The organism is Nonomuraea sp. NEAU-A123 (genome assembly GCF_018603905.1).
Classification (GTDB): domain Bacteria; phylum Actinomycetota; class Actinomycetes; order Streptosporangiales; family Streptosporangiaceae; genus Nonomuraea.
The window spans coordinates 134820-158252 of record NZ_JAHFZZ010000016.1; the positions used below are offsets into that span (position 1 = coordinate 134820).

At 70.8% G+C, this 23433-nt stretch carries 20 protein-coding genes and 1 pseudogene; 11 read left to right on the top strand and 10 right to left on the bottom strand.

Annotated elements, in window-relative coordinates; translation table 11 throughout:
* The first annotated feature begins 152 nt into the window (after positions 1-152).
* From KLK06_RS39670 to KLK06_RS63230, 4 genes are all read left to right on the top strand, one after another.
* Complete coding sequence (locus KLK06_RS39670) at positions 153-1430, top strand: sensor histidine kinase (protein WP_214640820.1); 1278 nt, start codon at positions 153-155, stop codon at positions 1428-1430.
* Positions 1418-2077 (top strand): response regulator transcription factor, encoded by a 660-nt coding sequence (locus tag KLK06_RS39675; protein ID WP_214640821.1) that lies wholly within the window; start codon positions 1418-1420, stop codon positions 2075-2077. The genes KLK06_RS39670 and KLK06_RS39675 overlap by 13 nt, the downstream gene beginning before the upstream one ends.
* A gap of 123 nt (positions 2078-2200) precedes the next feature.
* Positions 2201-3106, top strand: coding sequence for a polyphosphate kinase 2 (gene ppk2, locus KLK06_RS39680; protein ID WP_308168662.1), 906 nt, complete (start codon positions 2201-2203; stop codon positions 3104-3106).
* Between the two features lie 209 nt (positions 3107-3315).
* Positions 3316-3669: an STAS domain-containing protein gene (locus KLK06_RS63230; RefSeq protein WP_374197176.1), complete on the top strand. Its 354-nt coding sequence runs from the start codon at positions 3316-3318 to the stop codon at positions 3667-3669.
* Here the strand turns inward: KLK06_RS63230 and KLK06_RS39690 are convergent.
* The 3 genes and pseudogenes from KLK06_RS39690 to KLK06_RS39700 all read right to left on the bottom strand — a co-directional run.
* Positions 3616-4470: pseudogene (locus KLK06_RS39690) on the bottom strand (LysR family transcriptional regulator); the annotation flags it as partial. The gene KLK06_RS63230 and the pseudogene KLK06_RS39690 sit on opposite strands and share 54 nt — an antisense overlap.
* A gap of 86 nt (positions 4471-4556) precedes the next feature.
* Complete coding sequence (locus KLK06_RS39695) at positions 4557-4754, bottom strand: hypothetical protein (protein WP_214640824.1); 198 nt, start codon at positions 4752-4754, stop codon at positions 4557-4559.
* 76 nt (positions 4755-4830) lie between these two features.
* Positions 4831-5697 (bottom strand): YihY/virulence factor BrkB family protein, encoded by an 867-nt coding sequence (locus KLK06_RS39700; RefSeq protein WP_214640825.1) that lies wholly within the window; start codon positions 5695-5697, stop codon positions 4831-4833.
* A gap of 189 nt (positions 5698-5886) precedes the next feature.
* On the opposite strand from KLK06_RS39700, the gene KLK06_RS39705 reads away from it, so the two are divergent.
* The gene (locus KLK06_RS39705) at positions 5887-7074 is read left to right on the top strand and encodes an AI-2E family transporter (protein WP_308168663.1); all 1188 of its coding nucleotides are present in this window, start codon (positions 5887-5889) and stop codon (positions 7072-7074) included.
* A gap of 98 nt (positions 7075-7172) precedes the next feature.
* Positions 7173-8468 (top strand): DUF5994 family protein, encoded by a 1296-nt coding sequence (locus tag KLK06_RS39710; RefSeq protein ID WP_214640826.1) that lies wholly within the window; start codon positions 7173-7175, stop codon positions 8466-8468.
* On the opposite strand, the gene KLK06_RS39715 is transcribed toward KLK06_RS39710, so the two are convergent.
* The 6 genes from KLK06_RS39715 to KLK06_RS62640 all read right to left on the bottom strand — a co-directional run bounded on the left by KLK06_RS39715 (position 8465) and on the right by KLK06_RS62640 (position 15952).
* Entirely contained in the window at positions 8465-9136 is a 672-nt protein-coding gene (locus KLK06_RS39715) for an alpha/beta fold hydrolase (RefSeq protein WP_214640827.1), read from the bottom strand. The two genes, KLK06_RS39710 and KLK06_RS39715, sit on opposite strands and share 4 nt — an antisense overlap.
* 130 nt (positions 9137-9266) lie before the next feature.
* A complete protein-coding gene (locus tag KLK06_RS39720) occupies positions 9267-9932 on the bottom strand; it encodes a M15 family metallopeptidase (protein WP_214640828.1) in 666 nt (221 codons plus the stop codon).
* Between the two features lie 91 nt (positions 9933-10023).
* Positions 10024-13056, bottom strand: coding sequence for an AfsR/SARP family transcriptional regulator (locus KLK06_RS39725; RefSeq protein ID WP_214640829.1), 3033 nt, complete (start codon positions 13054-13056; stop codon positions 10024-10026).
* Between the two features lie 88 nt (positions 13057-13144).
* Complete coding sequence (locus KLK06_RS39730) at positions 13145-13387, bottom strand: hypothetical protein (RefSeq protein WP_214640830.1); 243 nt, start codon at positions 13385-13387, stop codon at positions 13145-13147.
* Positions 13384-14022, bottom strand: a complete 639-nt coding sequence (locus KLK06_RS39735) for a FadR/GntR family transcriptional regulator (protein ID WP_214640831.1) — start codon at positions 14020-14022, stop codon at positions 13384-13386. Before KLK06_RS39735 ends, KLK06_RS39730 begins: the two co-directional genes overlap by 4 nt.
* 13 nt (positions 14023-14035) lie before the next feature.
* Entirely contained in the window at positions 14036-15952 is a 1917-nt protein-coding gene (locus tag KLK06_RS62640) for a beta-galactosidase (protein WP_214640832.1), read from the bottom strand.
* 118 nt (positions 15953-16070) lie between these two features.
* On the opposite strand from KLK06_RS62640, the gene KLK06_RS39745 reads away from it, so the two are divergent.
* From KLK06_RS39745 to KLK06_RS39765, 5 genes are all read left to right on the top strand, one after another.
* Entirely contained in the window at positions 16071-16469 is a 399-nt protein-coding gene (locus KLK06_RS39745; protein WP_214640833.1) for a YbaB/EbfC family nucleoid-associated protein, read from the top strand.
* Entirely contained in the window at positions 16466-16768 is a 303-nt protein-coding gene (locus KLK06_RS39750; RefSeq protein WP_214640834.1) for a hypothetical protein, read from the top strand. Before KLK06_RS39745 ends, KLK06_RS39750 begins: the two co-directional genes overlap by 4 nt.
* A 3-nt stretch (positions 16769-16771) precedes the next feature.
* The gene (locus tag KLK06_RS39755) at positions 16772-20275 is read left to right on the top strand and encodes a hypothetical protein (RefSeq protein WP_214640835.1); all 3504 of its coding nucleotides are present in this window, start codon (positions 16772-16774) and stop codon (positions 20273-20275) included.
* A complete protein-coding gene (locus KLK06_RS39760) occupies positions 20272-20658 on the top strand; it encodes a hypothetical protein (protein WP_214640836.1) in 387 nt (128 codons plus the stop codon). Before KLK06_RS39755 ends, KLK06_RS39760 begins: the two co-directional genes overlap by 4 nt.
* Positions 20659-20730: 72 nt before the next feature.
* A complete protein-coding gene (locus KLK06_RS39765; RefSeq protein ID WP_214640947.1) occupies positions 20731-21534 on the top strand; it encodes a lytic polysaccharide monooxygenase in 804 nt (267 codons plus the stop codon).
* A 67-nt stretch (positions 21535-21601) separates the two neighbouring features.
* Here the strand turns inward: KLK06_RS39765 and KLK06_RS39770 are convergent, their stop codons facing one another.
* Positions 21602-23314: a CBM35 domain-containing protein gene (locus tag KLK06_RS39770; protein ID WP_214640837.1), complete on the bottom strand. Its 1713-nt coding sequence runs from the start codon at positions 23312-23314 to the stop codon at positions 21602-21604.
* Between the last annotated feature and the right edge of the window lie 119 nt (positions 23315-23433).

Below are 23433 nucleotides of genomic sequence, written 5' to 3' on the forward strand. Positions count from 1 at the left end.
CGATGGGCTGTCAGTAATCGAAGCTACGAGCGATCACCGCCGACGACGATCCCACCAGCGAGACAGGCGAGGTATAGCAGGCTGTACTCCTTGGCCGACGATCTGTCGGCCGCCCGGATATGCCTTATTGTCCTGGGCTGAGGAGGTGCCGCATGTCGACTCATGACCCCACGGCCGGTCGTCGGGCGGCCCGTGGACGGGACGCGTTCGCGCTCGCCCGCGCCCGAGCCATCCTGGACGCGCTGGAACACCTCGTCGGCGGGCTCGGCACCGCGGTCCTGGCGTTCGTCGCACTCGTGTTGGTGATCGCCACCGCACTGACCTGCCTCATCGGTGTGGGCCTGCTGCTGGCGCCCGTCACGCTGCGCGTGGTGCGTGCCGTCGCCGACCGGGAACGCGGGCGGCTGTCCCGCTGGGGTCCGGAGGTCGTCGGGCCGGCGCCGATACCGCACGGGCTGCGCGCCGCCCTCGCCGACTCGGCCGTGCGCCGGGAAGTTGGCTGGGTGGCCGCCTATCCCGTTCTCGGACTGTTCCTCGGTGCGGTGGCCATCTCGCTGCCCATCTACGTGGTGGAGGACACCCTTTTCCCGTTGTACTGGCGGATGTTGCCACCGGAAGAGGTGTCGGCGCGGACCTGGGGGCTCTGGACCGTGCATGACTGGCCCACCGCCCTCGCCGTCGCCCTGCTGGGCCTGGGCTGGATCGTCGTCACCACGACGGTCACCCCGGGCATGGCGTGGCTGCAGGCCTGGCCCGGCCGCCGGCTCCTGGCGCCTGTCTCCGGCACCGACCTCGCGCTGCGGGTCGTCCAACTCACCGCGACCCGCGCCGCCGCGCTCGACGCGCACTCCGCCGAGCTGCGGCGCATCGAACGCTCGCTGCACGACGGGACGCAGAACCGGATCGTCGCCGTCAACGTCCTGCTCGGCGCGGCCCGCCGGGCGCTGACCCGCGATCCGGCCACCGCCGAGGCCATTCTCGAACGCGCGCAGGACGCCGCCGAGCAGGCGCTCGCCGAGCTCCGCGGGGTCGTCCGCAGCATCCTGCCGCCGGTGCTGACCGACCGCAGCCTCGCCGACGCCCTCACCGGCCTGGCCACGGCCTGCCCGGTGCCCTGCCGGATCGACGCCGACCTTCCCGTCCGGTGCGCCTCTTCCGTCGAGGCGACGGCCTACTTCGTGGTGGCCGAGACGCTCACGAACATCGCCAAGCACAGCCGGGCCGGGCACGCCACCGTCGCGGCCCGGCTCCATGACGACCGGCTCCACCTGCAGATCAGCGACGACGGCCAGGGCGGGGCGGATGAACGCAACGGATCCGGGTTCGTCGGCATCCGCCGCCGTACCGAAGCGCACGATGGGACATTCATGCTGAACAGCCCTCCTGGGGGACCCACCACCGTGACCGTGAGCCTGCCATGCGGATCGTGATCGCGGAGGACGACGCGCTCCTGCGCGAAGGGCTCGCGCTGCTGCTGCGCGCGGAGTCGCTCGACGTCGTGGCCACCGCCGGCGACCCCGACGGCTTCCTGGAGGCCCTCGGCGTCCACAAGCCGGATGTCGCGATCGTCGACGTACGGATGCCGCCGACCCACACCGACGAGGGGATCGTCGCCGCCGTCGAGGCCAGGCGGCGCCAGCCGGACCTGGCCGTGCTCGTGCTGTCCGCCTATGTCGAGCAGGCGTTCGCCACCGAACTGCTCTCCCACGGCAGTGCCCGCCTCGGGTACCTGCTGAAGGAGCGGGTCGGGCGGGTCGATGAGTTCCTGAGCGCGCTGCACCGGGTGGCGGACGGCGGTACGGCCATCGATCCGGATGTCGTGGCGCAGTTACTCGTCCGCACCCGGCCCGACACCCGGCTGGACCGCCTGAGCCCTCGCGAACGTGACGTGCTGGCCCTGATGGCCGAAGGTCTGGGCAACGCCGCCATCGCCGAACGGCTCTTCGTCACCGATGGCGCCGTGCACAAGCACATCCGCAGCATCTTCGCCAAGCTCGACCTGGCGCCCACCGACCGGGCGGACCGGCGCGTCACCGCCGTCCTGCACTTCCTCGAGGACGCCAACCGCCGAGTCTGACCGGCGAACCGGGCCCTGTGTGTCGAGCGGGCCCACCAGGGCAGGGCCCAGGGCGTGGGCGACGATGAAAGCAGAACGAACGGCAGCGGGCTCCTTTCCACCGGCCCGTATGGGGAGAGGGGGGTGGCGTCCTCCCTCCTCGACGATCTTCCCTACCTACGGGTGATCGACGAGGACGACGACGACCCGTTCCTGATCGGCCGCGACGGCCGCCCCATCGAGACCTGGCGGGAGCACTATCCCTATCAGAGCCGGATGGACCGGGCCGAGTATGAGCGGATCAAGCGGTCCCTGCAGATCGAGCTCGTGAAGCTGCAGTACTGGATCAAGGACTCCGGCGTCCGGCTGGTGATCCTCTTCGAGGGGCGCGACGCCGCGGGCAAGGGCGGCACGATCAAGCGCTTCAGGGAACACCTCAACCCCCGCGGGTCGACCGTGGTCGCCTTGGACAAGCCCGGCGAGCGTGAGAGCAGCCAGTGGTACTTCCAGCGTTACATCGCCCACCTGCCCGCGGCCGGGGAGATGGTCTTCTTCGACCGCTCCTGGTACAACCGGGCCGGGGTCGAGCGCGTGATGGGGTTCTGCTCCGCGCCGGAGTACCTGCAGTTTCTGCGTCAGGCGCCGATGTTCGAGCAGATGCTCGTCGAGGACGGCGTCCACCTGATCAAGCTCTGGTTCTCGGTCTCGCGCGGCGAGCAGCTGACCCGCTTCATCATCCGCAGCATCGACCCGGTCCGGCGCTGGAAGCTGTCCCGGATGGATCTGGCCTCCCGCCAGAAATGGGATGAGTACACCGACGCCAAGGAGGACATGTTCCTGCACACCGACACCGACTACGCGCCGTGGACGGTCATCAAGAGCAACGACAAGAAGCGCGCCCGGATCGCCGCGATCCGTCATGTCCTCAGCCAGTTCGACTACGACGACAAGGACCACGACGTGGTCGGCGTACCCGATCCGCTCGTCGTCCGCGCGGCGGCCGACGTCCTGGACGAAGACCGCGACTCTCAGAGCGTCGGCGGTCGCTGACAGGGCTGCGCATGCGCGATTGACGATGAGCTCATCTGGGATTGGCCATTTCCGGCTCCTCGGCACTGCCGCATGATCAATTCATGGCCCCGTGCGGTCCCATCATCGAGTTCGTCGCGTTCGGCAATGGCCGGCTGCGCATCAGGCATGATCTCGATCTGCGGGAGCTGCGGGTCGTGGGGGATCTGGACTGCGTCACCTTGCCCGTCCTGGTCCGCGCGTTGGCCTCGATCACGGGTGGCGGCGTCTGCGTCGATCTGGCGGACCTGGAGTTCATCGACGTCGGCTGCCTGCGCGCCCTGGTCGACGTCGCCGCTCGGCGGGATGCCGGGCACGTTCTCACGTTGCGATCCGCGCCGCCGCAGGTACACCGCCTGCTCGTCCTCACCGGCTGGGGGCCCGCTGAGCCCGCGAGCTCAGGCGGGCTCCTCGTCATCGGCGCCGACGACTGTCGGAGTCCCCGCGACCGGTCGCAGCCACCCGAGCCGCTCGGCGAGTCGGCGGGCGCTGTCGATGACGGCGGCCAGGTGGCGAGAGGGGTTCGCGTCGCGCCACAGGAGTGACCAGGGGTAGTGCGTGACGGGTTCGGCCAGCGGCCGCCAGGTGGTGCCCGGCCGGTTGGACGTGCGGGAGGAGGAGGGGATGCAGTGCACACAGCGGTGCTGGAGGACGAGGTCGGCGGCGGCCCGGGTGCTCTCGACCGTTCCCTCGTAGACCGTGGGCGCGAATCCGGCCGACCGGCACAGCTCGATGACGAACTGGTTGAGCTCCGGCGTCTGGCTCTCCTCGCCGAGCAGCAGGAGCTCGGCGGCGAGGGCCGTGACGGGTACGGCGTCGCGCCCGGCGAAGCGGTGGTCGTCGGGGACCAGCACGCCGAGCGGATCGAGCCGGATCAGTTCGGTGGCCACGCCGGGCGGGGCCTGGGAGGCACGCCCGATGCCGATGTCCAGCCGCCCGTCGGCCAGTTGCCGATACTGCTCGGGGGTGCCCGCTTCGACCTGGTGGATGGTGAAATCCGGATGGCTGCGCTGGACCTCGCGCAGGATCTGGGGCATGGAGTCATAAGCGGCGTCGATGATGCCCACGCGGAGCGTCGGCGACGGCGAAACGGCGTTGCGGGCGGCCTGCTTGGCCCTGCTCACGTGGTCGAGGATCTGGCGCGCCTCGACGAGGAACGCGGCGCCCGCGGCGGTCAGGTCAACGTGATGGGTGCTGCGGTCCAGCAGCCGCACTCCTAATTCACGCTCCAGCCGCTGCACCTGCTGGCTCAGCGCGGACTGCACGATGTGCTCCCTGGCCGCCGCCCGGCCGAAATGGAGTTCCTCGGCAAGCGTCACGAAATAGCGCAACTGGCGCAGCTCCATGGCCGCCACCTCTTCCCAAGCCGGGCGGCGCCGATACCGACCATCGTCCTACCACTGTAGAACGTCTTGGGAGTCGTCAGCAGGCGTCACTTGCTGGGCTGGGGGGTCTGACAAGCGATCTTCGGGTTCATGCCGAGATAGTTGAGGGGACCCGCCAGAATCGTCACGGCGATCGTGGCCACCCGGTTGCAGTCGTCGATCGGTTTTGTGTAGTAGTCGCGCTGAGCCGCCGCGAAGGCGCCGACAACCAGCCAAAGGATCACCACTATCGATCCTAAGCGCATGGGCTCTCCTTCCATCTTCCTGACCGTGGCCCCTCCTCTCCCCTCAAATGAGACAAGGAAACGGAGCGGTCGCGTCCTATGCGGCCAGGTCCTTGACCCGTCCTGTGGTGCTGGTGGCGGCCAGCGCGACGGCGAACAGGATGAGCTGGTTGAGAATCTTGAGGAACACGAGCATCCCCACGGCGCCGGTGACGACCTGGTAGGCGGGGTTGGCCGCGGTCAGGTTGAGGTAGACCTGCCCGAGGCTCTTGAGCACCTCCAGGCCGATCGTGATGACCAGCGCGGGGCCGATCACCCTGCGCAGCGGCAGATGCAGCCGGGCCGGGGCGGTCAGCAACGCCATGGCCAGCAGGGTGTTGACCCCGAGACCGATGACGAACGCGGCCGCGGACAGCACCCACTGCGCCGAGTCGGCGTCCGTGCCCACGGTGTGCACGGCCAGCCAGCCCAGCAGCCACTCGGCGGCGAAGGCGAGGCCGACCGACAGCAGGAGCAGCAGCCCGAGCCCGGCCACCACGCCCAGGTCGATGAGCTGGCGCAGGAGGAAGTGTCCCGGATACTGCTCCAGCCGCCAGATCGCTCTGCTGGCCGAGCGCAAGGTGTCCATCCAGAACAGGCCCGTCAGCGGCAGCGCGACGAACGCCACCAACCCGGCCGTCCCGCGCGCGTCGATCAACGCCTGGACGTTCAGCCGTGGAAAGTTCTCGCTCAGGTAGTGCTGCACCGCGAGCAGCACCGGCGGATAGTCCAGAAACCGACCGAGTATCGCGAACCCCAGCAGCGCCAGCGCGAAGGTGGCGAAGAAGGCGTAGTACGTGAGCGCGGCCGACAACCGGCCGGCGTCTGTCTCGTCGTAGCGGGCCACGGCCCGGACCAGGTGATCCAGCCAGCCGTGCCGGCTTCTCGCCCGCTCCCAGGCCGCCGCCAGACGCTGTCGTGTCACTTGAGGTTACTCACCGTACCGTTTCGTGCTGGTCGCGGGCGGAACCGCCGGAAAATGCGAGATCTTCAGTCTGCCCCCCGCGAACGCGATGAGGAAGACCGGGACAACGCGTGTCCCATTGTCCCGGCCGCACCTCACTGGGCGGCCGGGAGCCGTGCCTATCAGGACCAGAGGTGAGAGTCTGAAGGTGTGAAGCCGGATCAAGAGCCCCTCTGGGGGCTGGTACCACCCACGCTGGCCAAGATGGCCGCGTGGAGCGCCTGCTTGATCTTCATCGGTGTCGTGGCCAACTACGTGTTCGGCATCGTGGCGATGATGCGCATCATCGCCCTCCCGGTCGCGGTCGCGCTGCTGCTGACCGCGCTGCTGTACCCCCTCACCAGGCAACTGCGCGCGTCGGGGCTGCGGGCGATCTACGCCACCTGGGCGACCATGCTCGTCGCGTTCGCCGTGCTGGGCGGGACCGGCTGGATCATCGGGGCACGGGCCAACGAGGAGTTCCCCGGCCTGGTGAAGCAGGTGCGGCAGACCGCCAAGACGGTGGAGGGCTGGCTCTACACCGGCCCGCTGCATCTGCAGCCGTACCAGCTCAGCAAATGGGTCGATGACATCGCCGACATGGTCACCGCGCAGCAGCGGCAGATCACCACGACGGTGCTCGCGGGCACCGTCGTGCTGGTCGAAGTGCTGGCCTCGATCGTCCTGCTGCTCTTCGTGACGTTCTTCCTGCTCAAGGATGGCGAAGGGATCTGGGCCTGGTTCCTCAAGGCGTTCGGCTCGGTCGCGCCCCGAGTCGATCGAGCCGGGCGGACAGCCTGGGTCACGCTCTCGCACTACGTCCAGGGCACCGTGGCCGTGGCGGCGGTGCACGGCGTGCTCATGGGCATCGTGCTGGCGATCATGGGCGTCCCGCTCTGGGCGGCGCTCGCCGTGCTGATCTTCCTGGCCAGTTTCATCCCGATCGTCGGCATCTTCTTCGCCGGCGCCGTCGCGACGCTGGTGACGCTCGGCGCGCGGGGCCCGATCTACGCGCTGATCTTCCTCGGCATCCTGCTCGTCGAGCAGCAACTGGAGAACCACGTGCTCCAGCCGCTGATCGTCGGCCGGGCGCTGCACTTCCACCCGCTGGCGATCATCATCGTGCTCGCCGTCGGCGGCATCCTGGCCGGGATCGCGGGCGCGGTCGTGGCCGTGCCGATCGCCGCGATCCTGTACCGGTCGGTGCCCGAGCTCTTCCGGGACTCTCCGCTTGAGCTCCCCCGTGGGCCGGATGCGGCACCACCGGCGCACCCGGACGAACCCGCGCGGACGGGCGACGACTCACCCGTGTCCCCCGCTCCCACCAGCGGGAAGGCCGCCCGTCCAGGGCAGGCGTAGGCTGGCATTACCTAGGACATTTCGCATGTCGGCTACCGTGTCGGCGTCGCCCCGGGCACAACCGGCTCTCCGGGGGCCGGAGACAGGCGGCACGTCCGATGTCGAATCACAACAGATCCTTCGCACCCATCGATCTTCGGCCGCCGTCGAGCGCCCGGATCCGCCTGGAACCGACTCTGACCCGCGACGGCGCGCTGGACGGCGCGTGGTGGCCGCGGTCCCACGACCTCCGGCGCGAACTGCCCGGCCTCGTCCAGGCGCTCGATGCCCGCCTCGGCCCGATCCTGCGGATCCGGCTGGACCTGACCGCCTGGGAGCACGTACCCAGCCATCTGTTCGTCATGGGTAGGTTCCTCCGGATCAGCGGCCTGCCGGGGGCGGCCGACACGGTCAGGGTGGTCCGCGGCGGCCAGGATGACTTCCTGCTGCTGGTGATCCCGCCGGAGACCACCACGTGGGCGGCCACCGCGGCGATGCGGACGGCCGCGCGTACCGACAACAGCCTGTCCGCGGCGGAGATCCTCGCCCGCGGCCGGACTCCCGTCGGGACCGGGCCGGGCACCACGATGCGCCCCTATGAGAGCGCCGACGAGGCGGCGGTGCTGGCGCTGGTCGACGCCGACCGCCTCCCGGGCCGGCCGGCCTGCTCCCTCCGGATGCTCGGCGACGCCGTCGCCGGAACCTCCGGGCGCGACCCGCTGCCCTGGACCGATCTCGAACCGCCGTGCACGCAGGTGATGGTGGACGCGAGCGGCGACGTGGTGGGCGCGGTGTCCTATGCGGTCCGCCGTACGGACGGCGCCGGCGTGATCCTCTGGTTGCACGGACACGAGAGCCGGGCCGTCATCGAGACGCTCCTCGGCCACGCGCTCCGCGGTCTGGAGAGCAGCCCGGCCGTACACGCCTTCGTGTCCGCCTTGGGCCTTGGCCTGGCGGCTCTTCCGTCGGGTCGTCGCCCGGTGACGCGCAGGATCATGGAGCAGGCCGGGTTCTCCTCCCGGGATTCGTGGCGGTACCTGCGTTGTGTGCTGCCCGCCTCCTGCCCGCCGCCCGCGTCCTCTCCGGTCGACGTGATCGGCAGTGCTTCGCTGCCCGGCTGGTTGCTCAAGATCCAGGGGGACGAGCTGGCCGCCGAAGTCGTCGTCGAGACGCCGCGGGATGGGACCGGCGTCGTGTGGTGGTTCGGTACGGACACCGCCCACACCGACGACGTCCTCGAGCGGGCGCTCCTGGCGGAGGCTCTCACCCTGCTCCACGAGCACGGCGCGAAGGAGGCGGTCCTGTACGCCGACGACGGATCGTCCGACGCGCATCCGGCCTGGAGCGTCTTCGACGCCGCCGGTTTCGAGGAGATCGACCGCCTCGTCTCCTACGCCCTGATCAGGCGGGATTAGCGGTCCGTGGCCAGGAGGATCTTCAGCAGTTCGTCGAGCGCGTCCCGCATCACGTTGTGCTTGGACACGAGGGCATGCACCCGCCACGCGGGATCGTCGAGCACCTGCTCATAGGTGGCCTTGAACGGCGATTCCCCTTCCGACAGGGTCGCGTACACGTACTCCTTGCGCCGGAACCGGTCGAGGCCGCCGCGCAGGCGGATCGACTGCAGGAGGGACGCCAGCGGGTGCGGCGTGGCTCGCGGATCGAAGAACGGCAGCGGCGGGGTCGTGTAGCCGTTCGTGCCGACGTCGCTGAGAAGCCAGTCTCGCGTGCCACCCGGGGCCAGGGTCCAGCAGGAGTCGCCGTCCCGGGGTACGAAGGCGTCGATGTAGACCAGGCCCTCGACACGTTCGGGGACACGATCGGCGGCCCCGGTGATCACCATTCCGGCATAACTGTGCCCGACCAGCACGGCGTCGGTGATCTGCTCGTCCTCCAGGAGATTCACCACGTCGTCGATATGCGTGTCGAGGTTGACCGATGCGTTGAGCAGGTGCTTCCTGGCCCCCACGCCGGTCAGCGTGATCGGGTACGCCTCGTGGCCGTGCTGCCGGAGCCGGCGCGCCAGCGGTTCGAAACACCAGGCGCCGTGGCAGGAGCCGGGAACAAGCACAAAGGTCGTCATGCCCCCACCCTGCGGCAGAACGAACCAGAAGTCCAAGAGATGATTCCTCTGCCTACCAGCACGATTGGTTATGAAGGCCGAGGCCGCCGTCACCCCGCAGCGAGCGACGGCGGCCTCGGCCTGCCCCCGGTCAAGATCGGCTGAGCGGCCAGGGGAGCTGGGGGTGCAGGGCCGCGGGGGCGCCGGTGGCCAGAGCCCAGTAGCGGTCGCCGTACGACCAGTGCCACCATTCCGTTGGATAGTTCACGAAACCGGCCTCGGACAGGGCGTCACCGAGGATGTCCCGGTTGGTGGTGGCCTGGTGGGAGATGTTGGTCGCCGCCGTGTAGCAGGCGTCGTCGCTCTCCTCCGGGCCGGCGTTCACCTCCGTGCCCATGTCCAGTTCCCTACCGTCCGTGGTGCACAGGGTGAGGTCCACCGCCGCGCCGCAGACGTGCGGGCCGATGTGCGGCGGGGCCAGGGAGCGGCTGGCCTGCACGTAGACGTGCTCCGGCGGCCAGTCCGGGTTGGCCTCGCTCAGCGTGGCCGCGTAGCGCCGGAAATACCGCTCCTGCAGCTCGGGCGGCCGGTACGCCTCCACGATGAGCAGGCGCAGCCCCCCGGGGAGCCGGCTCTGGGCGTGCAGGAGGCGTTCGACGTGGCCCTGGCGGATGTGCGCGTACGCGCCGTCCTGATCGGCCATGCGCCCATCCAGCCGCAGGTCGGGCACGGTGCGAAGGTCCACCAGCGGCTCTCCTCTATCCTCGACGGGCATCTCGCTGACCCGTGGGTCGGACATGAGGACGATGTCCAGCACGGTGTTCTCCTCGCGTTGGTCAGGCAGGCAAGGAGAACGTTCGTCGAGAGCTCTACAAATTCGCTTCAAGAACGCAATAGCTCCGGGACCGTCAGGTGCTTCCGTGCAGCTCGCCGTACTCGCGGGTGCCGAACTTGGCGAAGACGGCGACGGCCTCGGCCCGCAGGGACGCCGCGGACGGCCCGTCCCCGGTCGCCTCGCGCACGGCGGCCAGGTCGCGCAGGGTGCGCGCGCGAAACAGCGGCAGGTCGAGCCGGTCCCACGCCTCGGCGGCCCGGCAGAGATGCTCCTCGGCCAGGGCGTACCGGCCACGGGCCAGGTGCAGCTCGCCGACGGTCCGCTCGACGAGCGCCACGCCGAACCGGTCGCCGTGCCGCTCGCACACCCGCAGCGCGTCGAGGAGTTCGGGCAGGATCCCGGCGTCGCCACCGAGCCGGATCCGGGTTTTGGCCAGGGCCTGCACGGCGTAGGCCGCCATGAGCGGGTCACTGGCCTCGCGCAGCAGGACGACCGCCCGCTCGGACAGCGCCGCCGCCCGGTCGAGCTCGCCGACGGCCCGATGGACCAGCCCGATGGACCGCAGCGTGAGGCCCTCGCCGCGCCCGCTGCCCAGCCGGCGGAAGGCGGCCAGCGCGTCGTCGAGCAGCGCGTGCGCGGCGGCGAACTCGCCCTGTTCGAGCAGCACCGATCCGGCCAGCCGGTTGACGTGCCCGATCCCGGCGTCGTCGCCGAGCGCGCGGAAGGTGTCGCCCGCCTGGCGCAGGTGTACCAAGGACTCGGCCAGGTCGCCCTGCTCGCGGCAGGTGGTGCCGATGCCGGTGATGGCCACCGCCTGCCCGTGCCGGTCGCCCCCCGCGCGCAGCAGCGGAATCGCCTGCTGGAAGAACCGGTTCGCCTCCGGGTAGCGGTCCTGCCGGTAGCGGAGCTGGCCGAGCCCCACCAGCAGGGTGGCCTCCGCCAGCGGGTCGCCGGCGCGCCGGGCCGCCTCCAGCGCCGCCTCGTGGGTACGCCGCCACTCCTCGAAGCGGGCGTCCAACCAGAACGACGAGGAGCACAGGGCGGCGGCCACCTCGCAGGCCACCTCGTGCAGGTTCATGGCGGCGGCCCGTTCGACGGCGACGACGAGGGCCGGGCTCTCCGCGTTGAACCAGGTCAGCACGTCACCGGCCGCCTCATCGGGGATGTCCGCGTCGACGGGCCTGGCCGTGGTGTACTCGCGCCGCAGAGCCAGCGCGCCCGAGGGCCAGGCGGCGGCGGCCCGCGTGATCAGCCACAGCCATCCGCCCAGGACGCGGGTCACCGCCGCCGCGCGCTCCTCGGGCGGCTCCTCCACCTCGGCCCGCTCGGCCGCGTACACGCGGAGCAGGTCATGTAATCGGTAGCGGGTCTGGCCCACCGCGTCCACGCCGACGTGGTCGAGGATCTGGGCGTCCAGCAGGCGTTCGACGACCCCCTCGGCCACCGCCTCGGGCGCGTCCAGCAGGGCCGCCATCACCCAGGACGCGAAGTCGGGCACGCCGAGGAGCCCGAGCAGGCGGAACGCCCGCTTCGCCGCGTCGTCGAGCCCCCGGTAGCTCAGCCCGACGCTGGCCCGCACCTCCAGATCGCCGGCGGTGAGCTCGTCCAGGCGGCGGCGCTCGTCGGCCAGGCGCAGGGCGAGCGTGGCGAGCGGCCAGTGCGGGCGGGCGGCCAGCCGCGCGCCCGCCGTACGCAGCGCGAGCGGCAGGTGGCCGCAGAGCCGGACGATGCGCTCGGCCGCCTCGTGCTCGGCGCGGACGCGCGCGGAACCGGCGATGCGGGCCAGCAGGTCCACGCCCGCCTCGGTGTCGAAGACGTCGAGGTCGTTCACCCGCACCCCGTCCAGGCCCGCGAGCCTGCGCCTGGCCGTGATCAGTACGGCGCAGGTGGGGCTGCCCGGCAGCAGGGGGCGTACCTGCTGCTCGGTGCCCGCGTCGTCGAGCACCACGAGCAGTCGCTTGCCGGACACGGCGCTGCGGTACGCGTCCACGCACTCGGGCACGGTCTCCGGGATGGCGGCGGGCGGCAGGCCGAGCGCCCGCAGGAAACGTCCGAGCACCTCCAGGGCGGGCGCGGGCGAGCCGGTGACGCCGCGCAGGTCGGCGTACAACTGGCCGTCGGGGTAGGCCGGGGTCACCTGGTGGGCGACCTTCACCGCGAGCGTCGACTTGCCCACCCCGCCCTTGCCGGAGATGACGCACACCGTCAGCGTGTCGCTGGCGGCGCCGAGCAGGTCGGCCAGCTCGGCGAGCGGCTTCTCCCTACCGGTGAAGTCGGCGACGCCGCGCGGCAGATGCGCCGGGACCGCCCCGGGTCCGGGCCGCCTCGGGGGTGGCGGCGTGGGCGGAGCAGGCGGAGCGGAGTCCAGGGCGGAGTCCGCGCGCAGGACGGCCTCGTACAGTTCCTGAAGCTTCGCGCCGGGGTCCACGCCCAGCTCGTCGGAGAGCGCCTGCCGCCCCTCGTGATAGACGGTCAACGCGTCGGCCTGGCGGCCCAGCCGGTACAGGGCCTTCATGAGCTGGGCACGCGGGTGTTCGCGGGCGGGGTGGGCCCGGACCAGCTCGGTGAGCTCGCCGACCGCCTCCGCCTGCCTGCCCAGCGCCAGCTCGGCGTCGAGGCGCTCCTCCAGGACGAGCAGTCGCGTCTCGTCCAGGCGCGCGGCCTCGCCGCGCAGCACGTGCCCGATCCCGCCGAGCGCCGATCCCCGCCACAGCGACAGCGCCGCGCGCAGGCTCTCCGCCGCGCGCTCGTGGTCGCCGTCCACAGCGTGCCGGCGGCCGTCGGCGACCAGCCGCTCGAACGACTCCACGTCGAGCTGTCCCGGCTGGAACAGCGCCGCGTAGCCGGGCAGCCTGGTCTCGATCACCTCCGAACCGCCGCCTTCGGCGAGCGTGCGGCGCAGGCCGGAGACATACGTCTGGACGAGCGCGTGGGCGCTCTTCGGCGGATCCTCGCCCCACAGCACGTCGACCAGGTGTTCGCTGGAGACCACCTTCCCGGCGGCGAGCAGCAGGGCGGCCAGGAGGGCACGGGGTTTCGGACCGCCCAGCGGCAGACGGCGCCCGCCGTCCCAGACTTCGACGGGACCGAGCAGTCGAAACTCCACTGATCCCCCTCGGGGACATGACCTTGTACCGCAGTGATAGCACCGCGGCCCGGTCAGCGGAACCCATGTCACCTGCCCAAGCAGATGATCACGCGGTGAGGCGGGCGATCTCCCGCAGCTCGCCGCGGGTCGTCTCGCAGTCGAGCAGCCGCAGTTGTTCCACCACCCGGCCGGCCCCCGGGCTGTACTTGAGCTCCTCGGGACAGGTCTCCACCACTTTCCTGAGCATGGCGGTGGCGGCTTCCGGATTGCGGTCCATGGCGTACGCGGTGGCCAGCAGGGCGAGAGGGTGCCGCCCGGAGCCGCGCAGCAACGCCGCGAACGTCTTCACCTCACGTCGAGCAGTTCCCGCATCGCCGACTCCGCGGCCTGGCCGTCGGCCATCCTGATGGCCGTCAGCACCGCCAGGTGGCCGGGCACGGGGTCGGCGCCGGAGCCGTGGACGAGCCCGTCGCGTCCGATGACGGCCTCCATGCGGATCAGCAGCTCGTTGCCGCCCGCCGCGAGCAGCGCCCGGTGGAAGTCCAGGTCGGCCGCGACGGGGTCGGCGGCGGACGCCATCGCGTCCAGCGCTCGCTGCAGGGTGTCGAGCTGCTCGGGGGTACGGCGCAGCGCGGCCAGCCGGGCGACCGGGGGCTCGACGATCGAGCGCAGTTCGCGCAGGTCGCGCAGGAATCCCGGGTCGGGGCGCCCGGCGGACTTCCACCGGATCACGTCGCCGTCGAGGAGGTTCCAGTCGGCGCGCGGCCTTACGTAGGTGCCGAGCTTGGGCCTGGCCCCGATGAGCCCCTTGGCGGTGAGGACCTTCATCGCCTCGCGCAGCGCCGTCGAGCTGACGCCGAGCCGCTCCCGCAGGGCGGTGACGTCGAGGCTGTCGCCCGCCTCGAACTCCCCGCCGAAGATCATCGCGGCCATCGCCTCGACCGTCTGCCCGTGGAGGCCGCGCCCGCTGTAGGCCGCCGCCATCACACCGAGTCCTTCATGGTTCCGCCACCACGACGACGTCAAGGGGAGCCAGCTCCACCCCGGCGGCGCTCACGGCACGGTCACCGTGGTTGAGCAGGAACAGGTGCCGCCCGCGCCGTACGGCCTCCACCTCGTCGGGCAGCCCCGGCAGGACGGGCGGAACCGCCGCCAGCCGCAGGGTGTCGCGTACGAGCTCGCGCATGGCCCGCTCGTCGGGGCGCGTGCCGAGATAGGTGGCGGTGCCCAGGCCGAAGGCGTGCCTGGTGATCGCCGGCGACCCGGGCAGCGGACCGTCGGTGTAGGCGGCCAGGACCTCGGCGCCCTCCGGCACGACGTGGTCGGCCCACAGGTCGGCGCTCCCGCCCGAGGTCAGGCCCACGCTCTCGCCCTCGCTGAGCGGCCAGAACTCCGCCACCCGCAGCCCGAGCAGCTCCCGGAAGGCGCCCGGGTACCCGCCCAGCCGGACCCGGTCGCACTCGTCGACGATCCCGCTGAAGAACGACATCAGCAGGTGCCCGCCGCCCTCGACATAGCCGCGGAGGTTGGCGGCCGCCGCGTCGGTGCACAGGTAGAGGTTCGGCACGACGACCAGCTTGTACGAAGACAGGTCCGCCTCGGGTGTCACCACGTCCACCGTGACGTTCTCCCGCCACAGCGGCGCGTAGTGGGCGCGTACCCTCTCGGGGATCTTCAGCTCGCCCGGCCTGGCGTCCAGCTCCAGCGCCCACCAGTTGGCGTAGTCGTGCACGATCGCCACGTCGGCGCGCACCCGCGAGCCCGCGACGCCGGACAGCGCCGCCAGCTCGGCGCCCAGCCCGGCCACCTCGCGGAAGATCCGGTTGTCCGCGCCGCCGTGCGAGACGATCGCGGAGTGGAACTTCTCCGCGCCGCCCGCCGAGGCCCGCCACTGGAAGTACATGACCGCGTCGGCGCCGCGCGCGACCGCCTGGTGGCTCCACAACCGGTTGAGCCCGTCCCGCTTCGGCCGGTTCGGCGGGCGGTAGCTGATCGCGCTGGTCGCGGTCTCCATCATCAGGTACGGCCGGCCGCCGCCCAGCGAGCGCATCTGGTCGTGGAAGAAGGCCGCGTCGATGTGCGCGCCGGGGTCCTTCGGCTCGGGGTAGATGTCGAGCGCCACGACGTCGAAGTCGGCCGCCCAGGAGGCGTAGTCGGCGACCGGCTCCCACATGCCCATGATGTTCGTGGTGATCGGCACGTCGGGGGTCAGTTCCCGGAGCACTGCCCGCTCGGCCCGGTAGCAGGCCAGCAGCGCGTCGGAGCTGAAGCGGCGGTAGTCGAGCTCCTGCGCGGGATTACGCAGCGTCGGGGTCGCGCGGGGCGGCAGTACGTCGGCCCAGTCGGTGACCCGCTGGCTCCAGAACGTGGTGGACCAGGCGGCGTTGAGCGCGTCGAGGTCGCCGTAGCGCCCGCGCAGCCAGGCCCGGAACTCCTCGGCGGAGACCTCGCAGTAGCACTCCTGGATGTGGCAGCCGTACTCGTTGCCGACGTGCCAGATGGCCAGCGCGGGGTGCTCGCCGTACCTCTTGGCCAGCTGCACGGCCAGGCCCGCGGCCGCCTCGCGGTAGACGGGCGAGCTGGGGCAGTAGTGCTGGCGGGAGCCGGGAGACAGGCGCACGCCGTCGCGGGAGACCGGCAGTGTCTCGGGGTGCAGGCGCGAGAGCCAGGCAGGCGGTGACGCGGTGCCCGTGGCCAGGCTGACCTCGATGCCCGCGTCGCCGAGCAGGTCCATGACCTCGTCCAGCCAGGCGAAGTCGTAGGACCCCGGCTCAGGCTCGACAAGGGCCCAGGAGAAGACGCCGAGCGTGACGATGGTGACCCCCGCCTCGCGCATGAGGCGGATGTCCTCGCGCCACACTTCCGGCGACCACTGCTCGGGGTTGTAGTCGGCGCCGAAATGCACTCGCTTCACGTGCTACTCCATTATTTCGTATTTTATTAATAATACACAGCAGTTGCCGGGCGGATTCCAGTGCATCAGCGTGACATATGGGAATATGGTGAATCTTGGTAGCGAAGGGGTGCGGTTGATGCACGATGACCTGCAGGCAGCCATCGAGGATCTGGTGGCGGAGTTCGGCAGGCAAGTCCGCCAGGTTCGAGAGACACACGCCCAGCTCCGGGAGGTCACGGCCACGGTCTCCGACGGCAACGTGACCGTGACGGCGGGTCCGCAGGGCAGGATCGACGAGATCACCTTCCACCCCCGCGTCTACAGCCGGCTCTCGCCGTCAGAGCTGGCCCGGGCGGTTCTCGACCAGGTCACCAAGGCCAACGCGCAGGTCGCCGAGGAGTCGCGGGTGCTGATGGCGCCGCTCGTACCCGAGGGGATGGCGGCCGAGGAGCTGTACGGCGGCGAGTTCGAGCTCGACCGGCTGCTGCCGGACATGCCCTTCCAGACGCCCGCCAAGCGCGGGGAGGCTCGATGAGCGACTGGGCGCAGGGGTTCGACGTCGCCTGGAACCACATGCGCCGGGCGGGCACGGACTGGTGCACCCCCGCCGCCACCATGCGTGACGCGCACGGGCTCGTACGGTCCGTGCTCGACAGCGCCCCGTGGGGCCAGGACCAGTATGGCCGGCAGTTCGCCGCCGGCTTCGTCGGCACGCTCGAAGACCTCCTCCGGAGCTGCGGCGAGGGCGCGAAGAGCATCGACGATCTGGAGGCGCAGGTCGACCTGGCGGCCCGCAATTACGAGCGGGCCAATCACCCGGACCCGCGGGCCTGAGGCGTGGACCTGCAGACCTTGCTCGGCCCCGCGTTCCCCTACGTGGAACCGGTACTCGGCTGGGTCGTCGGCATGGACTACCCCCAGAACGACGGCGAGCAGAGCGTGGCGGGAGCCACCGACCTGCGTACCGCGGCCACGAAGTGCCGTACGGCGGGCGGCGAGGGCGACGAGACGCTCAACCACGTGCTCGCCTACGCCATGGGCCCCGCGGCTTCCGCGCTGACCGCGTACTGGGCGAAGTTCACCGTCGATGACCCCGCCTACGTGGAGGAGCTGGCCAAGTCCTGCGAGAGCGCGGCGAAACGGCTTGAGGCGTACGGCCTGGACACCGACTACACGCAGAAGTACATCGCGCTCTGCCTGATCCTGCTGGCCTTCCTGCTGCTGCGGTCCTACGCGTTCGGGCCCGCCACGGGCGGCGCCTCGTTCCTGTCGATCGGGCCCGCCTGCTCGATGGCCAGGCTGAACGTCAAGACGATCGCCAAGCTGCTGATGATGAGCGTCGCGTTCATGGTCGGCCTGGACGGCGGCACCCAGCTCTGGCAGTTCGCCGAGGGCAGGCGGGACGAGTGGGACAGCGACAAGACGGTCGCGGCCGTGGAGGGCGGGCTGCTGACCGGGCTGGCGTTCGCCGGGCTGGGTGGGATCATCGCCAAGCTGGGCGGTCCGCGGTTGCTGGGTGGCGTCGTGCTGAAGGAGGAGATGACGGCGCGCGAGCGGGTGGCGGCGTTCCTGACCCAGACCGTGGGCGGGGTGGCCACCCAGAGCAGCGTGGCCTCGGTGATCGGCTCGGTCCCCATGCTGGTGGAGAACGGCCAGCTCACTCCCGAGGCGCTGGGCAAGGCAGCGGTGGCGGGCTTCGTGGGCGGCATCGACGGCCGGGCGGGCTACGCGGGCCCGCGGGCCGCCGACGGCCTCCACGTGCCGCGGCTGGGAGAGGCGCCACGCCTGGGAGAATCCGCACCGACGGGCGGCACCCGGCTGGCGGACGCCCGGATCCCGGGAGAGGCGCCGCGGCCGGCTGACCAGCGGGTGCCCGCGTACCACTTCGGCGCGGACCCGCACGACGGCGCGGGCGGACCGTCCCACTACAGCGCGGGCGGACCACTGCACAACGGCGCGAGCGGGCGACCCCATGAGGGTGCGAGCGGGCGGCCCCATGAGAGTGCGGGCGGGCAACCCCGCGACGGCGCGGGCGGGTCGCCACACGAGCGGACCGGAGGGGGCGAACCCGGGGGCGGGGCGCGCGGGACCGACGGCCGGGCCGCACCGGAGCTCACGCCCAGGCATCGGGAGCTCATCCGGCAGAGCAGGCACGAGGTGGCCGCGGGCGTCTGGTACCGGGATCCGGACCGGGCGGTCATGCCCAGCGCGGACATGCGGCTGCTGCGGCAGACGCCGGGGATCATCGACGTGGGCATCCGGACCGACCGCAACGGGTTCCACATCGGCGACCAGCGGCTGTCGAGCCACGACGTGGGCACGATGCTCGCCAACGACCCGGTCGTGCTGGCCGATCCCGGCGCCAAGCTGCGCATCCTGGGCTGCGACATCGGCCAGGACCTCGTCGCGATGCGGCAGCTCGCCGACATCACCGGCCGGGAGGTCATCGCGGCCGACAAGTTCGTCTACATCGGCGCCGACCGGCTGGCGCACACGGGGAGCATCCCCCAGTACCGCCAGGACGGCCGGCCGATCTTCCGCGAAGACGGCCAGTGGCACCACACCCAGCCGGAGCAGCCGCACCAGCAGCCGACCGTCCCGATGGACGTGGCCCGGCCGAGCCACGAGCTCCCGCCGGGGCCGCTCAACGAGGAGACGCTGAAGGCGAAGCTGGAACGGGAGCAACCAAGGATCAAGGTCGTGGGCGATGGCCAGCACGGAATCGTACAAGAAGTCCGATTCCGCGATGGAACCCTCCTGATCAGGAAACTTCATAACTTCGGGCACGTCACGGTGGCCAAAGACCTGCTCGCCTCCCTCGTCGGGCGGGCGATCGGTGCTCCCGTGCCCCACATCATCAGGGATCCGGCCAACCGGGACGCCGTCTACATGCAGTTCATGGACGGCGTCGACCCGTCCCAGCTCAAGGGCAGCGTCTACCCCTTCCGCTCCGGCGCGTCAGGGAGGTTGCTCGGCCTGCTCGACGCGCTGGTCGCCAACACCGACCGCAGGGGCGGCAACTGGCTCGCCCACGGTAAGGACGGCGTCCACGGGATCGACCTCAGCAGATCCTTCACGTTCGGGCTGCCGAAGGACGAGTACACCGTGAACGACTTCTCCGAGCACTACATGGACGCGGAGGGCGACTGGATCGACAACCAGCTCACCCGGCAGGACATCGAGCTGTTCACCCAACGGATCGAGGCGCTGCGGCCGGAGTTCGAGAAGCTGGGCCGCGAGGCGTGGCACGACCAGGTGCTCGACAACCTGTACCAGATCGGCGACCACGCGACCGGTGACGTGCCGTTGAGTCATGAGCCCGTCCACCACTTCGGCGACTCCTACAGCGACTATCCGGCCGCCTTCGACCGGGTGCACGACCAGGCGCAGGCGATCTTCCAGACGCGGTGGCGAGTGGGCGACGTCGTCCCGTACCTGGCCCGAGGTGGAGGGAGCGAGCGGACGTTCGGGGTCGAGCTGGAGTACAGCCTCCCGCACGTGCCGCCGGAGCAGCACGCCAGGGTGAACGCGCAGATCGCCCGCGCCCTGCACGAGGCGGGCCTGTCCGCCGAGACCGGGGTCCTCGCCCATCACACAGGCCACGAACGGGGCTACGGCGAGGCTCGCGACGGCTGGTGGGTGGAGCTGGAACGGACGGCCTCCGTGGCCGGCGAGGTCGTCTCACCGATTCTGCGCGACACGCCCGAGACCTGGCACCGGGTCGCCCAGGTCGTCGAGATCATCCGCGCGCACGGCGGGGAGGCGGGGCCAGGGGTGGGCGGGCACATCCACGTCGGCACGCCCGACTACCGCGAAGTGGTCAACTACCTCAAGCTGCTCGACAGCGTCCGAGGGCACCAGGACATCCTGTTCAGGCTGGCGCAGAACCCGGTCGCCGAGGGCGCCCTGCACCGGGGTTACGACTCCTGCATCCCCAACATAGCGAGACCAGGACTCAGGCCGTACCACTTCCAGGCCCTCATCGACGCGAACGGTCCCATCTCCGCGGTCAGCATGGAATCGGTGCGGGGACGAGCCAACGACCACGTGCAGTTCAGGCTCTGGGACGGCTCGCTGGAGACCGGCGTCATCCAGGCCCAGGCGCGGCTCTCGCTGGCCCTCGCCGACGGGGCGTTGACCGGCGACGGCGTCGGCCACCCTCCCGAAGTGGTCGGCCACCACCGGGAGCACGGCGACGACTCCGAGTCGTTCCGCCGCATGCTCGACGAACTTCCGCTGCACGACCTCGACAAGGAGCAGCTCATCAGCCTCTACGCGATCACCGGCTGGCAGCCGTCCGTCCTCGAGCGGTACAGCCAGGGAGGGGCGAGGCGGCCGTGATCGCGGTCGCCCGGGTCTTCGACGGCGTCAGGGACGGTGTGCCGTACTTCGAGCCCGGCCATCCCCTGGTGGAGAACCCGCGAGAGCGCGAACGGCTCGCCGGCTACCTCGAGGCGGGCACGCCGATCCTGGCCACCACCGGGCTGGACGTGGACCGGGTCGAACCGGAGCGCGGCGAGGTGGTGCCGCTGAGCTTCCGCACCGACGGTACGTACGTCTGGACCGACACGGTCGCCTACTACCTGCGCGCCCACCACCTGCGGCCGGACCCGGAGCTGTGCGCGCACATCGCGGCCGGCGGGTACGTCTGCCCCGAGGTGGGCGAGGACCAGGCCGCGCGGGTCCTCCAGGAGTTCTACCGGTTCTCCGCCGAGCCCGGATGAACCCACACGGCCGGGCGTCCGTACCTGTACGCAGGACGGATTTCGCGAGCCGAGGAGGACTGCCACGTGGTCATGCGTCGCCGGATCGCGAGCCTGGCGGTCACCGTGCTCGGTGTCGGCCTGCTGCTGCCCGCCGGGCCGGCCGGTGCCCACGGGGCACTGGAGAACCCGCTCAGCCGGGCGGCGGCCTGCGGCACCGGCAGCCCGCGGACGGCCAAGTCGCCCGCCTGCAAGGCCGCCCTGGCGGTGAGCAGTACGGCACTGCCCGGCGGGTGGGACAACCTCAGGGTGGCCAACGTCGCCGGCCGGGACCGTCAGGTGATCCCCGACGGGAAGCTGTGCAGCGGCGGCATCAAGGGGTACAGCGGCCTCGACCTCGCCCGCAAGGACTGGCCCGCCACCAAGCTGACGGCCGGAGCGAACTTCACCTTCAAATACCGCGGCACCATCCCGCACAAGGGGACCTTCCGGCTGTACGTCACCAGGGACGGCTACAACCCGTCCCGCGCCCTCAAGTGGTCCGACCTGGAGAAGAAGCCCTTCCTCAAGTTCACCGACCCGGCGATGGCGGACGGTTCGTACGTCATGAAGGGCCGCCTGCCCGCCGCTAAGACCGGCCGCCATTTGATCTACACGATCTGGCAGAACTCTGACACACCGGACACCTATTACTCCTGCTCAGACGTGGTCTTCCGGGGCGCCAAGACAGCCGCCACACGGCCCGAACCCGCCGCCGCGTTGTCCGAGGCCGCGGCCGCCGGACCCGCATCCGCCGGGAACGGCCGTCTGCCGTGGGCGGTGGGCGGTGCGGCACTCGTCGCCGCCGCTGGAGTGATCACCCTGCTGGCCCGGTCGAAGAGTCGCCGCCTCCGCTAGCGGACCGCCTGGCCGATGTGCAGCCCCGGCTGCCCGAGATCATCGGGCAGCCGGGAACGCCACGGTGCTAGCCCGTCGTGATGAAGCCGTCCGGGTTCACCACCACCGGCGACTCCAGGTAGAGGCCGCGGTACTCGTCCTGGATGCCGCTGTTGTGGATCTGGATGGCCAGCGGGCCGACCTGCCCGGCGGTGGTGTCCTTGAACGCCAGCACCTCGACCGCCGTACACGTGGGCGCGCTCGCGGTGAGCGGGCAGCAGGCCATCCTGGCCTGGCCGGTGCTCTGGTTGGCCACGAGCTCGCACTGGCTCCAGTTGTGGATGTCCCACTTGGTGTGCGGGAACTGGGTGAACAGGCTGCCGCCGCCGTTGTTGTGGCCGGGGCGGTAGTCCCAGTGGCCGCCGTTGGGCGGCTGGAACTGGATGGCGCTGAGGGCGTCCCTGATCGGCGTGGTGGTGCCCCAGATCAGCACGGTCGGCGCGTGGTCGCCCGACACCTGCCGGACGTTGAAGATCCAGCGGAAGGTGCCGGTCTGCTGCTTGTTGTAGTAGATCCAGCCCCTGCCTGCCGTACCGGTGCCGTGGATGGCGCCGCTCTTCACGGTCCAGCCGGCCGCCGCGTGCGGGGTCCAGCCGTCCAGCGTGGTGCCGTCGAACATGGAGACCAGATAGGGGTCGCCGTACGGGTTCTGCGCGACGGCGGTGTGCACGGTGAGATCGGGGCTCGGCGGCGAGAGGTTGCCGGCCGCGTCCCGCGCGACGACGTGGATGACGTGGTCGGCATCGGCGCTCAGGCCCGTACAGGTGCCCGTGGTGGTCTGTCCCGAGACGGTGCCGCACGCCCGCCCGTCGCCGAACAGGTCGTAGAAGGCGACGCCCACGTCATCGGCCGAGGCGGCCCAGGTCACCGTGACGCTCGCCGAGGTGATGTCCGTCTGGCTCGGCTGACCGGGTGCCGTGGGCGGGTGGGAGTCGATGGGCCCGGAGACGGTGAGCTTGTCGAGGTTGGGCCCGCCGGCGGCGCCCGTGGCGGTCGCCCTGACCGTGTTCGTCCCGGCGTTCAGCGAAGCGGTGATGGCGAGGTCCGCCCAGGTGTCCCAGTTCGCCGTGGGGTTGAACGCCTGGCCCGCGGCGACCACGGTCCCGTTGACCGAGATGTCCAGGGGGCGGTTGGCCGTCGTCCCGTTGGCGTAGCGCAGGGTCAGGGTCGTCCTGGCCGCCTCGGGCGCGTTCACCGTCCACTCGACGTAGCCGCCCGTCGTGTTGACGTAGTCGACGAAGCCGGTGCCGGTGAAGCCGGTGTGGTTGCTCGCCACCGCCGCCTGGGAGAGTAGGGCCGTTTCGGCCTGGTAGGCGATGTCCTGGGTGCTGGACGGAGTGACGTCGAGGAAGTCCAGGTTGGGGTTGCCGTTGGCCGTGGTCGCGGTGATCCTGACCGAGTTGGCGCCCGCCTGCAGCGTCGCGGTGAGGGTGGTGGTGGCCCAGGTGTCCCAGTTCCCCGTGCCGTTGAACGCCTGGCCGGTGGCGATGGCCGTGCCGTTGACCGTGATGGTGGCGGGACGGTTGGTGGTGGTGCCGTTCGCGTAGCGCAGGGCGAGGGTCGCGGGACCGGCCGATGGGGCGGTGACGGCGAACTCCAGGTAACTGCCCGAGACGTTGTCGCCGTTGACGTAGCCGGTGCCGGAGAAGCCCGTGTGCGTGGTCTCCAGGACGCCCTTGGAGATCGTGGCGGCTTCCGCCTCGTAGCGGGTGGGCGCGGCCTGCGCTATACCTCCGATCAATATCGTTGCCAGCAGGGTTAACATGGCTAAGACAGGCACCGTTCTGGACATGGCGCAGCTCCCTGTGACGTGCGCTCGTTAATAAACTTTCCTAATATTTCTCGATATGACCACCGGCA

Coding starts and splice junctions, on each gene's coding strand:
- KLK06_RS39670 (WP_214640820.1), top strand. CDS start 153: ATGTCGACTCATGACCCCACGGCCGGTCGTCGGGCGGCCCGTGGACGG.
- KLK06_RS39675 (WP_214640821.1), top strand. CDS start 1,418: ATGCGGATCGTGATCGCGGAGGACGACGCGCTCCTGCGCGAAGGGCTC.
- KLK06_RS39695 (WP_214640824.1), bottom strand. CDS start 4,754: ATGCGCTTAGGATCGATAGTGGTGATCCTTTGGCTGGTTGTCGGCGCC.
- KLK06_RS39710 (WP_214640826.1), top strand. CDS start 7,173: ATGTCGAATCACAACAGATCCTTCGCACCCATCGATCTTCGGCCGCCG.
- KLK06_RS39715 (WP_214640827.1), bottom strand. CDS start 9,136: ATGACGACCTTTGTGCTTGTTCCCGGCTCCTGCCACGGCGCCTGGTGT.
- KLK06_RS39735 (WP_214640831.1), bottom strand. CDS start 14,022: ATGGCGGCGGCCTACAGCGGGCGCGGCCTCCACGGGCAGACGGTCGAG.
- KLK06_RS39745 (WP_214640833.1), top strand. CDS start 16,071: ATGCACGATGACCTGCAGGCAGCCATCGAGGATCTGGTGGCGGAGTTC.
- KLK06_RS39750 (WP_214640834.1), top strand. CDS start 16,466: ATGAGCGACTGGGCGCAGGGGTTCGACGTCGCCTGGAACCACATGCGC.
- KLK06_RS39765 (WP_214640947.1), top strand. CDS start 20,731: ATGCGTCGCCGGATCGCGAGCCTGGCGGTCACCGTGCTCGGTGTCGGC.